Genomic DNA, 11,996 nt, shown 5'->3' on the forward strand with positions numbered 1-11,996 from the left:
TTTTGTACCAGGATAAAATTCTTGTCCGCCATCTTGGGCTACAGCCTTACGAGCCTGTTTCTCAGGCTATGCATGACTTTACCGATACGCGCGATGACACCACGCCTGACGAAATCTGGCTGGTTGAACACCTGCCGGTGTTCACTCAAGGCCAGGCAGGAAAAGCCGAACATTTATTGATGACGGGCGATATCCCGGTGATCCAGAGCGATCGCGGTGGACAGGTGACGTACCACGGCCCTGGCCAGCAGGTGATGTATGTCTTGCTTAACCTGAAACGCAGAAAGCTTGGCGTGCGCGAGCTGGTTACCTTACTGGAACAGACCGTGGTGAACACGCTGGCTGAGTATGATATTGACGCTCATCCTCGCGCCGATGCGCCGGGCGTCTATGTTGGAGAGATGAAGATCTGTTCGCTGGGGCTGCGTATTCGTAAAGGCTGCTCGTTCCATGGGCTGGCGTTGAATATCAATATGGATCTGACCCCCTTCCAGCGCATCAACCCGTGTGGGTATGCCGGTATGGAAATGACGCAAATGCGCCAGTGGGTTGATACCGCCACGCCTGACAATATCCGCCCCGTGCTTCTGAAGAACTTTTTAGCGCTGCTTAACAATCCCGCTTACGAATATATTACTGCTTAACACCCATCCGTCAGTGGCTCGATTATTTGACGAGCCACGTCTTAATAAACGCATTTACGCTTTACAATAAACCGCATATTCTATATTTTCGAGTCGCCCATATATTAGCGACCCATATTAATTAGAACCTTAATAGAACCATTACCGGGTATCGTGTAACGTGCGTGACAATCACCCAACTGCTTGTTTTCGATAAACAATGGAAACTTACGAAAGACTTTACTGATCTCTGCAAGCATAATAAATAAATTCAACTATCATTCATATTGTGAATGGATACGGAGTAAGAGCGTGGAGCCTACTAATTTACCAGCCAAACGCCTGAATGAAACCGGCGGCGAAGATAAGCCGCAAATTTTTCGGACTTTACGTAATATTGATCTCAATTTACTGACTATTTTTGAGGCGGTATATGTCCACAAAGGTATCGTTAATGCTGCGAAAATTCTTAATCTCACGCCCTCTGCTATTAGCCAGTCCATTCAAAAATTGCGCGCGATATTTCCCGATCCGTTATTTATTCGTAAAGGCCAGGGCGTAACCCCAACCGCATACGCCACCCATCTGCATGAGTACATCAGTCAGGGCCTGGAGTCGATTCTGGGCGCGCTGGATCTCACCGGCAGTTACGATAAGCAAAGAACCATTACCATAGGCACTTCACCCTCGGTGGGCGTTCTGGTCATGCCGGCTATTTATCAGGCTGTGAAACAGCATGCGCCGCAGCTGCTGATCCGCAACGTGCCCGTAAACGATCCGGAAACACAGCTGGCGCAATTCCAGACGGATCTGATCATCGACAGCAATACCTTCGCGGCCAGAGCATTAGGGCATAACGTTCTTTATTCCGACTCGCTGGCGCTCGTTTGCCGTCAGGCTCACCCTGCGTTGAGCGCACCATTGACGCCAGAAAATCTGCGACAATACGAACATGCCACGTTTATGGCCGAAGGACAGGGACAAGATCCGCTGCGACAGCGTATTAACGAACTGTTCCCGGACCGTCTGATCAGCTTCAGCAGTTACAATATGTTTACCCTTGCGGCCCTGCTTGGCAGCAGCGATTTGCTCTGTATCATGCCCGTGCGTCTCTTCACTCTGCTGCAAAAGTGCTGGCCGCTGGAGAGCATTCCGTTAAGCCAGCTCGCTACGGAATCTGTTGAAATCTCACTGCATTACAACAAGCTAAGCCTGCGCGATCCGGTCCTGGAAAACGTCATTAACGTGATCCGTCAGGCTTTCTGATCCTGCCTTTCAGCACAAGCCCCTGCCGCATGCGGGGCAAAAGGCACAAAACAACAACTATTTTACAAATTGGCGACCAGGCAGGCTGCTTTCACGCCCCTATAAATGATATACTGCCTGTCGTTCGTTCAAAAATAGTTGATAATTACAACATTCCCTTGAATTGAAACGCTTTCCTTCGATATTCGCAACTGGAACACGCACGCTATGAGTAAACCCATTGTGATGGAACGCGGTGTTAAATACCGCGATGCCGATAAAATGGCCCTTATCCCGGTTAAAAACGTGGCTACAGAGCGCGAGGCGCTGTTAAGAAAACCGGAATGGATGAAAATTAAACTTCCGGCTGACTCTTCGCGTATCCAGGGGATCAAAGCGGCGATGCGCAAAAATGGCCTCCACTCTGTCTGTGAAGAGGCCTCCTGCCCTAACCTTGCTGAATGTTTCAATCACGGTACCGCGACGTTTATGATTCTGGGTGCCATCTGCACCCGCCGCTGTCCGTTCTGTGACGTTGCCCATGGCCGTCCTGTTGCGCCTGACGCAAACGAACCGCAAAAACTGGCGCAGACCATTGCCGATATGGCGCTGCGTTATGTTGTTATCACCTCCGTTGACCGTGACGATCTGCGCGATGGCGGTGCTCAGCATTTTGCTGACTGCATTACCGCCATCCGCGAAAAAAGCCCGAACATTAAGATTGAGACGCTGGTGCCGGACTTCCGTGGCCGAATGGACCGCGCGCTCGATATTCTGACCGCGACGCCTCCAGACGTGTTCAACCACAACCTGGAGAACGTGCCGCGTATCTACCGTCAGGTGCGTCCTGGTGCAGATTACAACTGGTCTCTAAAACTGCTGGAGCGCTTCAAAGAAGCCCATCCGCATATTCCTACCAAGTCTGGCCTGATGGTGGGTCTGGGTGAAACCAACGCTGAAATCATTGAAGTGATGCGCGATCTGCGCCGCCATGGCGTGACGATGCTAACGCTGGGCCAGTACCTACAGCCGAGCCGTCACCACCTGCCCGTACAGCGTTACGTGAGCCCGGATGAGTTCGATGAAATGAAAGCCGAAGCGATGGCGATGGGCTTTACCCACGCGGCCTGCGGCCCGTTTGTTCGCTCCTCTTATCACGCCGATATGCAGGCGAAAGGCGAAGAAGTTAAATAAACCTGTAAAATTTGCTTACAGTAAAACAAAAAACCGGCCTCGTGAGCCGGTTTTTTTATGCAAGCCTTGCAGCATTGCCATTACTCTTTGTGCGAAAGCTTCTGTGCGGTGATGTCATCTTCGGCACTTTTCTTTGCTGCCGCGTCGTCATCGTTCATTGCTTTCTTAAAGCCCTTAATGGCAGCACCCAGGTCTCCACCCAGCGTGCGTAACTTCTTGGTACCGAACAGCAGGACGACCAGTGCGGCAACCACCAGCAGTTTGGTAATACTAATCTCACCCATAAATACCTTCTTTACATGAAACAGGCTGCATTCAGCGCCAAAGAAACCTGAACGTATTAACGGTCATCAGGCGCGCGCACACAATAGCAATCTGTAACAAGGTGAATCAAGCATTGTTGAAAAAAACATCATATTAATTGCGGTGGCGCAAATCTGCGGTTACGCAGAACAGGTAATTGCTCACGCGCAAGCGCGATTCGGTCTGATGTTATCTCCGTCAGCAGTAGCGCAGGCGACTCCGCCGCCGCCGCAACGGTCACTCCCAGCGGATCAACAACCCTGCTCTGCCCGATATTCCTGTTACCACATTCCCCTGCGGCAACCACATAACAGGTGGTATCCAGCGCGCGTGCGGTCAGCAGCGTGGCCCAGTGATGCTCCTTAAGCGGGCCTCTGACCCACGCGGCAGTCAGCACCAGCACCTCTGCCCCCTGCAATGCCAGGTTCAGCGCCAGCTCGGGAAAACGGATATCGTAGCAGGTCATCAGGCCAACCTTGAAACCGTCCACCTCAATCAGCGGCGGAATACTACTTCCCGGATCGACCAGCCGCGACTCCTGGATGCTGAACGCATCATACAGATGCAGCTTGGCGTAACTCGCGACAATCGCACCTTCACGAATCGCCACCAGCGTGTTCACCGCGCGTCCCGGCGTGGAGGGAACATGAATAGTCAAAATGGTGGTGAGCGTATTGCCAGCGCTCTCGGCCAGAAGTTGTTTCAAAAACGCCCCTTCCAGCATTTGCGCAGATTTGACCGACAGGTCCGGATCGCTATCATCGCGCGCCAGTAACGCTTCCGGAAGCACCAACAGCGCCGCCCCTTTTTGCGATGCCTGGTCCATCAGGGAGACGCATTTGCGCGCATTTTCATTCCAGTCCGGCGTCACCGCGAACTGTCCTACTGCTACATACATAATTGTCTCCCGGTTAAAAACAGCGTTACACTCGACGCATTCACACAGCAAACAGCAGGTAATGACAGTGTTACAACTACTTATAGCCGTTTTTATTGGTGGGGGCACGGGTAGCGTTGCGCGGTGGCTCTTAAGCATGCGGTTTAACCCTCTGCATCAGGCCATTCCGATGGGCACACTGGCAGCAAATCTGCTTGGCGCGTTTATTATTGGCATGGGGCTGGCGTGGTTCAATCGCATGACTCATATCGACCCGATGTGGAAGGTGCTGATCACGACCGGTTTCTGCGGCGGCTTAACGACGTTTTCGACCTTCTCTGCGGAAGTGGTATTTCTGTTTCAGGAAGGACGGATGGGCTGGGCGCTGACGAATATCGCCGTTAACATGCTTGGCTCGTTTGCGATGACCGCGATCGCATTCTGGTTATTTTCCCCCGCCAGCGGACAATAAACGCGGCACCCTTAATGTTGGCTTAACTTTTCTCTGTCACTCTTGGCGCAATACTGACTGAGGGTGAGAGCATGAAAGAGAATCTGTTGAGCGCGGGCATGGTACTGCTAAGCGTTGCGATCGTCGCCAGCTTTCTGAAGATCTATCTTATGGGTTGATTCAGAACGAAAAAAACCCGCTCATTGAGCGGGTTTTGAAATTCTTGCTGACGCGTCTGAATTACAGAGCGATTACGTTAGCAGCAGAAGGGCCTTTGGCACCGTTAGTGATTTCGAACTCTACGCGCTGACCTTCAGCCAGAGTTTTGAAACCATTAGACTGGATTGCAGAGAAGTGTACGAACACGTCTTTGCTGCCATCTTCAGGAGTAATGAAACCGAATCCTTTGGACTCATTAAACCACTTAACGTTACCTTTAATCTTAGACATCAAAATTACCTTTACATTAAAAAACGACACAAATGCTGTGTCGGGTATCAGTACAACAATTGTGAGGCGTTTTGTCCAGCGGATCTTTGATAAAAAGTGACAAAAGTCGCGTTAATTTTCGCTGTCCGATTTTTATCCTTTACATTTCAATGCCTGTGCATTTTTTGGCCGATTCATCACCCAAAATCAGTTAAAACTGGAACCGCATCCAGGCAAAGTAAACGTTACCGTTGTTATACGTACCCGGTATGTAGGTCATCTGAAACGTCGCCGGGCCGTAACCGATAGAGGCAAGCGGCAACAGCACCGGGACAGGAATGTATTTCCAGTTATCACGCGCCGTCACTCCTGCCGTATAGCCTAAACCCAGATGGAAATTGTCGTCTGATAACGGACGCCAGGTTTTTTCCCAGCCGTAGCCGCCAATGGGCTCCCATTTGTTGTAGGAGTCCTTAAACGCCATCAGGTACAGGCCATGCCAGTTGCCTTTTTCATCCCAGCGAGACTGACCGAAGCCAGCCCCCCAGGGACGCTCATTATAACGGTCTGTTTTTTCTTTATCGTAGGCAAAACGGGCGTGCCACGTAATGGCCGGAATATAGAGATCGTAATGCTCGGGTTCCTTCCATGTTTGCGCGACGTTATCCGTGAAGGTCGTAAACCAGCCTTTATCCGCTGTATTACCCTCTGCATTTACAACGGACGCGAACGATAACTGCCCAATAATAAACAATAAAAGAAGGGGGAATTTAAATCGTACAATCACAGTGCCATTACCCTATTTCGTATTCAGTGCAAACCTTAACACAGGATACTTGAATGAACGCTTAACGGCATGGGGGGGTATTCTTAATTAACAATCCGGTGCTGAGAATAGTCTGCGTACCGGAAATCTGCCTGACTGAATAAGCGCATGCAAAGGGCATATTTAACTCTGATGTAACAATTTATGCTGCGCAGGAATATCCGACATTCTCAGCCGTGGTGCGGTAATCTTCCTGCCGCCATCGCTGCGACGGTACTGCGCCGGGCCGCGGCCAGGGCACGTTCGCGGGCTTCAACGCTTTTCGAAGCGAGATGCAGGGACAACAGCACGCCACACCCAAAAAATTAACACTTAAATATCAATTTAATGACATATAATCTCTATTCATCTGGTCAATAAGGACATAAGATAAATGACGCAGGATGAGCAAAAATATCATCATCATTGCCTTTAGTCGTCGCTTTCTTGATTTTAATCAGCAAGGACTGGCCATTTATTCGGCACATTTCAGGCTGCTTTTTTATTGATTATTTGTCCTCTCGGGCAGCAAGGATACAGGGGAAATCATGCTTACTTTTCTCGAACTCCTCATTGGAGTCGTGGTCATTGTCGGTGTAGCACGCTACATCATTAAAGGATACTCTGCCACCGGCGTGTTATTTGTCGGGGGCCTTGCGCTGCTCATTATTAGCGCGCTAATGGGTCATCAGGTATTACCCGCCAGTGAAGCCAGCACGGGATATACCGCCACCGATATTGTGGAATATATAAAAATTCTGCTGATGAGCCGCGGCGGCGATCTGGGCATGATGATCATGATGCTCTGCGGTTTTGCCGCCTACATGACCCATATCGGCGCGAATGATATGGTGGTGAAGCTGGCCTCTAAACCGCTGCAATATATTAACTCCCCCTACCTGCTGATGGTCGCGGCCTATTTCCTGGCCTGCCTGATGTCGTTAGCCGTTTCCTCAGCCACAGGCCTCGGCGTGCTGTTGATGGCGACGTTATTCCCGGTGATGGTTAACGTCGGGATCAGCCGTGGCGCAGCGGCGGCTATTTGCGCCTCTCCGGCGGCAATTATCCTCTCCCCTACTTCCGGTGACGTAGTGCTGGCCGCAAAAGCAGCGGAAATGTCGCTGATTGACTTCGCCTTCAAAACCACGCTGCCGATCTCTATTACCGCTATTCTCGGTATGGGCGTGGCGCACTTCTTCTGGCAGCGCTATCTCGATAAGAAAGAGAACGTCAGCCATGAAATGATGAACGTCAGCGAAATCACCACTACCGCCCCGGCGTTTTATTCCATCCTGCCGTTCACCCCGATTATTGGCGTGCTTATTTTTGACGGCAAATGGGGTCCGCAGCTGCACATCATCACTATCCTGGTGATCTGTATGCTGCTGGCGGCCATCCTCGAATTTGTCCGTGGCTTTAATACCCAGAAAGTGTTCACTGGTCTGGAAGTCGCCTTCCGCGGTATGGCAGACGCCTTCGCGGGCGTGGTAATGCTGCTGGTTGCCGCAGGGGTATTTGCCCAAGGGCTGAGCACTATCGGCTTTATTCAGAGCCTGATCTCTATCGCCACCTCGTTCGGCTCGGCCAGTATTATCCTGATGCTGGTACTGGTGGTGCTGACCATGCTGGCGGCGATGACCACCGGCTCCGGTAACGCGCCTTTCTACGCCTTTGTTGAGATGATCCCTAAGCTGGCACACACCTCCGGCATCAACCCGGCTTACCTGTCCATTCCAATGCTTCAGGCCTCTAACCTGGGTCGTACCATCTCTCCGGTATCGGGCGTGGTGGTTGCGGTTGCGGGGATGGCAAAAATCTCTCCGTTTGAAGTGGTAAAACGCACGTCAGTGCCGGTGCTGGTTGGTCTGATTATCGTCATCATCGCCACCGAAGTGCTGGTTCCCGGCGCTGCCTAAGCGAAATTCCTGGTTTCCAAAAAGCGCCTGCGGGCGCTTTTTGTGCTTTAATAACCCCCAGAAATTAATCGCGCCCAACCAATCAGGAAAGCAAATGTTCAGGAAGGATATCGTTATCCCGTCTGGCGCAGTAGCGCTTGCACTCTGTGTCTTCTCACTCCAGGCGGACCCTCTTAAGGCAACGCAGTACGGCGATTTCGATCGCTACGTTCTGGCGCTTTCCTGGCAAACCGGATTTTGCCAAAGCATGGTCGAACGTAACCGCGACGAACCGGACGAGTGCCGGCTGCAAAAAGAGAGCAACAACAAAACCGATTTTCTGACCGTCCACGGCTTATGGCCCGGCCTGCCGAAATCGATCGCTGCTCGCGGCGTGGATGAACGCCGCTGGATGCGCTTCGGCTGCGCCACGCGTCCGGTGCCGAACATGCCGGAAGCAAAAGCCAGCCGCAAATGTGCCGCAGCAGAAACCGGGCTATCGCTCTCGGGCGCGGCAAAGCTGAACAGCGTGATGCCCGGCGCGGGCGGCAACTCCTGCCTTGAACGTTATGAATACGCAAAACACGGCGTCTGCTTTGGTTTTGATCCCGACGCCTACTTCGGCACCATGGTGCGCATGAACCAGGAAGTGAAGAGTAGCGCGGTAGGGGAATTTCTGGCGGAAAACTACGGCAAAACCGTACGCCGCAGCGACTTTGATGCCGCCGTGGCCAAAAGCTGGGGGAAGCAGAACGTTAAAGCCTTCAAGCTTACCTGCCATGGCAATCCGGCCTATTTGACCGAAATGCAGATCTCGCTGAAATCCAGCACCATAAACCAGCCGCTCTCTGCCGGCTCCTTTGCTCCGCAGCCGCATCCGGGCAACTGCGGTAAACAGTTCGTCATCGATAAAGCCGGTTACTGATTGTTCCTGCGGGCATCCGGGCGTACCAGATCGAACCGATGGCTGTCGCTGATGGCGTAGTAGGCCGTCGGTCCCCCCGCACGCAGAATGGGCTGCGCTTTTGCGGTCTGGTAAATCCCCTCTTCCAGCAGACTTTCGGCGATGTGGACGCCCACCACTTCGCCGAGCACCAGCCAGGTATCAATCGGCGTCCCGTCCGCGCCGGTAAGCTGAATGCACTGCGATAATCGGCACTCGAAATTAACCGGGCTTTCCGCCACGCGCGGCGCGCCCACAAGCTGGCTGGCTACGGGCGTCAGGCCGGCAAAGGTAAATTCATCCTCACCATGAGGCAGCGTGACGGAAGTTTCATTCATCGCCTCGGCCAGATCGCGCGTCGCGAGGTTCCAGACAAACTCACCCGTTTCGGTAATATTCCGCACGCTGTCCTTCCAGCCGTTGCTGGAAAAACCAATGATTGGGGGGCGATAGTTAAAGCAGTTAAAGAAGCTATACGGGGCCAGGTTCAGCAGTCCGGCCTTATCACTGGATGAGATCCAGCCAATCGGACGCGGGCCGATAATGGCATTCAGCGGGTCGTGCGGCAGGCCGTGCCCCTGAGAAGGTTGGTAAAAGTACATATCGCTCTCTCTACGATGGGCTGCAACGCGCATTGCCCGGGTTCGGTCTTCCCAGACTAACGAAATTTCCGTTCAGCGTGAATCGGGGGCCGGGTTTATTGCCAAAAATTCATATGGCGCATGATTGTGACGTTCATCACTTCAAACTTACGGGTTCAGACAGTATCATCAGATAAGTTAAACCCTCGCTGCCAGACGGCGAGGGTTTTCTTTTGGATTGGTTTCTGCGTTACACGCAGCATTAACGACATGGAGTAAAAATGTCCAGACCTACGATTATCATCAATGAACTCGACGCAGAACGTATTGACCGCCTGTTGGAAAAACCAGAATTTGCCTCGCTGCCGGTAGCGGATGCGCTGAACGAAGAGCTAGACCGGGCGCAGATGTGTACGCCTGAAACCATGCCGCATGATGTGGTTACCATGAACAGCCAGGTGAAGTTCCGCAACCTGACGACCGGGGAAGAACTGACCCGCACGCTGGTCTACCCGGCGCAGATGACCGACAGCAGCACGCAGCTTTCGGTGCTGGCCCCCGTGGGCGCGGCGCTGCTTGGGCTGCGCACGGGCGATACCATCCACTGGGAACTCCCGGGCGGCGCCTCGGCCCATCTGGAAGTGCTTGAGCTGCTCTACCAGCCTGAAGCCGCGGGCGATTACCTGCGTTAATCCCTTCTGAACAAGCGACCCCGCTTTGCACAGAGGATGCGTCTGCATCCTCTTTCCGCAAAATCACCCGAGAGTGTCAGTGAGAGGCCTCACACGACGCCGCCGGGGAAAGCATTCACCAGCCCTTTCACCTTCTGCTGTGCGGCCTCCGGGGTATCTGCGCCAGGCACCAGGATCACCTTGCGGCACTCTTCCTCGCGTTTTTCGAAAATCTTATAGGCGCGCTCCGCGTCGGCCAGCGGAAGGTAATGGGTCACAATATCTTCCGGCGTGAGCAGCCCCTTTTCGATGAGCGGCAGCAGCTCTCCCAGCCAGGCATGGACGTGCGTCTGGCCCATCTTAAAGCTCAGCCCCTTATCGAAGGCATCGCCAAACAGGAAGCCGTGAATAAAGCCGGCATACACGCCCGGCACGCTGACCACGCCACCGCGTCGCACCGCCGCAATGCACTGGCGCAGGGCTTTGCCGCTGCTGCCTTCAATTTTCAGGTTACTGAGGATCGTTTCCGTCGTGCTGCCTTTGGCCTCAAACCCGACGGCATCAATGACCGCATCCACCCCGCGCTGCCCGGCCGTTTGCTCAATGATTTTCTCCGCCGCGTCGTTATCGTCATCAAAGTTAATCGGGATGGCGCCATAGCGCTCCTGAGCAAACCGCAGCCGGTAAGGGTGATGGTCAACCACGAAAATCTGCTCTGCGCCAAGCAGACGCGCGCAGGCAATGGTCAGTAGCCCCACCGGTCCGGCCCCGAATACGGCGACGCTGGAGCCTTTCTGGATCTGGGCGTTTTTCGCCGCCTGCCAGGCGGTTGGCAGAATATCGGACAGGAAAAGCGCTTTGTCATCAGACAACAGCTGCGGCACTTTAAACGGCCCCACGTTACCTTTCGGCACGCGCACGTACTCAGCCTGTCCGCCCGGCACGCCGCCGTAGAGATGGCTGTAGCCAAACAGCGCCGCAGGAGCGGGAATTTGCTTTTTGTTAAGCGCCGCGCCCTGCCCGCGGTTCGTGTTTTCGCAGGCCGCGTACTGCTGCATCTGGCAAAAGAAGCAGTCGCCGCAGGCGATCACAAACGGGATCACCACCCGGTCGCCTTTCTGCACGTTTTTCACCTCGCTTCCGCACTCCACCACTTCGCCCATAAATTCATGACCAAAGATATCGCCGTGCTGGACCTTGGGAATTTTTCCGCGATAAAGATGCAGATCGGAACCACAGATCGCCGTGGCCGTTACGCGCAGGATGATATCGTCTGGCTGTTCAATGCCCGGGTCAGGCACGTTATCAACCCGAACATGGTGTGGACCGTGATAGGTGAGAGCTTTCATGCAACCTCCGAAAGGGTGTGGGTTAGCTTATAAAAGGGTAGCTACCCCACGGGATCTGCCCCAGAATCCCGCTGTTTTGAGATTTATCCTGGCGAAATGAAAAAGTGCTGTCGGGATTACAGAAACCATTTATATTTTGTGGTTGAATGATTTCAGCGTTTATAAACAAGGAGAAACGGTTATGTATCAAACAATCATTATGCCGGTTGATGTTTTCGAAATGGAACTGAGTGATAAAGCTGTACGTCACGCGGAATTTCTCGCGCAGCAGGACGGAATTATTCATCTTCTGCATGTCTTACCGGGCTCTGCCAGCCTGAGCCTGCACCGCTTTGCTGCCGACGTGCGCCGTTTTGAAGAGCATTTACAGCACGAAGCCGAAACGCGCCTGCAAACCATGGTCGGGCATTTCAGCATCGATCCTTCCCGCATTAAAACTCACGTTCGCTTCGGCAGCGTTCGCGACGCCGTTAACGAGCTGGCCGCGGAGCTGAATGCGGACGTAGTGGTGATCGGTTCACGTAATCCTTCCATCACCACGCACCTGCTGGGATCGAACGCGTCCAGCGTGATTCGCCACACCCACATTCCGGTGATGGTCGTCAGATAAAAAAAGAGGCCACCTTCTGG

General features: G+C 53.2%; 14 protein-coding genes. 8 read left to right on the top strand and 6 right to left on the bottom strand.

Annotated elements, in window-relative coordinates:
* The first annotated feature begins 2 nt into the window (after positions 1-2).
* From lipB to lipA, 3 genes are all read left to right on the top strand, one after another.
* On the top strand, positions 3-644 hold the full coding sequence (gene lipB, locus IM267_RS09495) for a lipoyl(octanoyl) transferase LipB (RefSeq protein WP_063866077.1): 642 nt from the start codon (positions 3-5) through the stop codon (positions 642-644).
* 291 nt (positions 645-935) lie between these two features.
* On the top strand, positions 936-1,889 hold the full coding sequence (locus tag IM267_RS09500) for a YbeF family transcriptional regulator (RefSeq protein WP_107534918.1): 954 nt from the start codon (positions 936-938) through the stop codon (positions 1,887-1,889).
* A 207-nt stretch (positions 1,890-2,096) separates the two neighbouring features.
* The gene (lipA, locus tag IM267_RS09505; RefSeq protein ID WP_006809637.1) at positions 2,097-3,062 is read left to right on the top strand and encodes a lipoyl synthase; all 966 of its coding nucleotides are present in this window, start codon (positions 2,097-2,099) and stop codon (positions 3,060-3,062) included.
* Positions 3,063-3,142: 80 nt separating this feature from the next.
* Here the strand turns inward: lipA and tatE are convergent, their stop codons facing one another.
* Both tatE and IM267_RS09515 read right to left on the bottom strand, forming a co-directional pair.
* Positions 3,143-3,346 carry a twin-arginine translocase subunit TatE gene (tatE, locus tag IM267_RS09510; RefSeq protein WP_003858723.1) on the bottom strand — a complete coding sequence of 68 codons (204 nt, stop codon included), beginning with the start codon at positions 3,344-3,346 and terminating at the stop codon, positions 3,143-3,145.
* Between the two features lie 128 nt (positions 3,347-3,474).
* Positions 3,475-4,263 carry a deaminated glutathione amidase gene (locus tag IM267_RS09515; RefSeq protein WP_193033269.1) on the bottom strand — a complete coding sequence of 263 codons (789 nt, stop codon included), beginning with the start codon at positions 4,261-4,263 and terminating at the stop codon, positions 3,475-3,477.
* A gap of 67 nt (positions 4,264-4,330) precedes the next feature.
* Between IM267_RS09515 and crcB the strand changes: the two genes are divergently transcribed.
* Positions 4,331-4,714, top strand: a complete 384-nt coding sequence (crcB, locus tag IM267_RS09520) for a fluoride efflux transporter CrcB (protein WP_193033270.1) — start codon at positions 4,331-4,333, stop codon at positions 4,712-4,714.
* Between the two features lie 219 nt (positions 4,715-4,933).
* Here the strand turns inward: crcB and cspE are convergent, their stop codons facing one another.
* Both cspE and pagP read right to left on the bottom strand, forming a co-directional pair.
* The gene (gene cspE, locus IM267_RS09525) at positions 4,934-5,143 is read right to left on the bottom strand and encodes a transcription antiterminator/RNA stability regulator CspE (RefSeq protein WP_002439184.1); all 210 of its coding nucleotides are present in this window, start codon (positions 5,141-5,143) and stop codon (positions 4,934-4,936) included.
* A 190-nt stretch (positions 5,144-5,333) separates the two neighbouring features.
* Entirely contained in the window at positions 5,334-5,876 is a 543-nt protein-coding gene (pagP, locus tag IM267_RS09530; RefSeq protein ID WP_226848011.1) for a lipid IV(A) palmitoyltransferase PagP, read from the bottom strand.
* Between the two features lie 599 nt (positions 5,877-6,475).
* Between pagP and dcuC the strand changes: the two genes are divergently transcribed.
* Positions 6,476-7,843, top strand: coding sequence for an anaerobic C4-dicarboxylate transporter DcuC (gene dcuC, locus IM267_RS09535; RefSeq protein ID WP_193033271.1), 1,368 nt, complete (start codon positions 6,476-6,478; stop codon positions 7,841-7,843).
* A gap of 94 nt (positions 7,844-7,937) precedes the next feature.
* Positions 7,938-8,747: a ribonuclease I gene (rna, locus tag IM267_RS09540; protein ID WP_131636161.1), complete on the top strand. Its 810-nt coding sequence runs from the start codon at positions 7,938-7,940 to the stop codon at positions 8,745-8,747.
* On the opposite strand, the gene IM267_RS09545 is transcribed toward rna, so the two are convergent.
* Positions 8,741-9,367: a flavin reductase family protein gene (locus IM267_RS09545; RefSeq protein WP_193033272.1), complete on the bottom strand. Its 627-nt coding sequence runs from the start codon at positions 9,365-9,367 to the stop codon at positions 8,741-8,743. The two genes, rna and IM267_RS09545, sit on opposite strands and share 7 nt — an antisense overlap.
* Before the next feature lie 260 nt (positions 9,368-9,627).
* Here IM267_RS09545 and rnk point away from each other — a divergent pair, with 260 nt between their 5' ends.
* On the top strand, positions 9,628-10,038 hold the full coding sequence (gene rnk, locus IM267_RS09550) for a nucleoside diphosphate kinase regulator (protein WP_006809650.1): 411 nt from the start codon (positions 9,628-9,630) through the stop codon (positions 10,036-10,038).
* A gap of 89 nt (positions 10,039-10,127) precedes the next feature.
* On the opposite strand, the gene IM267_RS09555 is transcribed toward rnk, so the two are convergent.
* Positions 10,128-11,366: a zinc-dependent alcohol dehydrogenase gene (locus tag IM267_RS09555; protein WP_015571156.1), complete on the bottom strand. Its 1,239-nt coding sequence runs from the start codon at positions 11,364-11,366 to the stop codon at positions 10,128-10,130.
* Positions 11,367-11,547: 181 nt separating this feature from the next.
* On the opposite strand from IM267_RS09555, the gene uspG reads away from it, so the two are divergent.
* Entirely contained in the window at positions 11,548-11,976 is a 429-nt protein-coding gene (uspG, locus tag IM267_RS09560; protein ID WP_063449390.1) for a universal stress protein UspG, read from the top strand.
* The last annotated feature ends 20 nt before the right edge of the window (positions 11,977-11,996 follow it).

Source organism: Enterobacter cloacae complex sp. P15RS, assembly GCF_014895905.1.
GTDB lineage: Bacteria > Pseudomonadota > Gammaproteobacteria > Enterobacterales > Enterobacteriaceae > Enterobacter > Enterobacter quasihormaechei.

Excerpts from the sequence above, each read along its gene's own strand:
- IM267_RS09515 (WP_193033269.1), bottom strand. The coding sequence starts at position 4,263 with ATGTATGTAGCAGTAGGACAGTTCGCGGTGACGCCGGACTGGAATGAA.
- lipA (WP_006809637.1), top strand. The coding sequence starts at position 2,097 with ATGAGTAAACCCATTGTGATGGAACGCGGTGTTAAATACCGCGATGCC.
- tatE (WP_003858723.1), bottom strand. The coding sequence starts at position 3,346 with ATGGGTGAGATTAGTATTACCAAACTGCTGGTGGTTGCCGCACTGGTC.
- dcuC (WP_193033271.1), top strand. The coding sequence starts at position 6,476 with ATGCTTACTTTTCTCGAACTCCTCATTGGAGTCGTGGTCATTGTCGGT.
- rnk (WP_006809650.1), top strand. The coding sequence starts at position 9,628 with ATGTCCAGACCTACGATTATCATCAATGAACTCGACGCAGAACGTATT.
- IM267_RS09555 (WP_015571156.1), bottom strand. The coding sequence starts at position 11,366 with ATGAAAGCTCTCACCTATCACGGTCCACACCATGTTCGGGTTGATAAC.
- IM267_RS09545 (WP_193033272.1), bottom strand. The coding sequence starts at position 9,367 with ATGTACTTTTACCAACCTTCTCAGGGGCACGGCCTGCCGCACGACCCG.
- cspE (WP_002439184.1), bottom strand. The coding sequence starts at position 5,143 with ATGTCTAAGATTAAAGGTAACGTTAAGTGGTTTAATGAGTCCAAAGGA.
- uspG (WP_063449390.1), top strand. The coding sequence starts at position 11,548 with ATGTATCAAACAATCATTATGCCGGTTGATGTTTTCGAAATGGAACTG.
- rna (WP_131636161.1), top strand. The coding sequence starts at position 7,938 with ATGTTCAGGAAGGATATCGTTATCCCGTCTGGCGCAGTAGCGCTTGCA.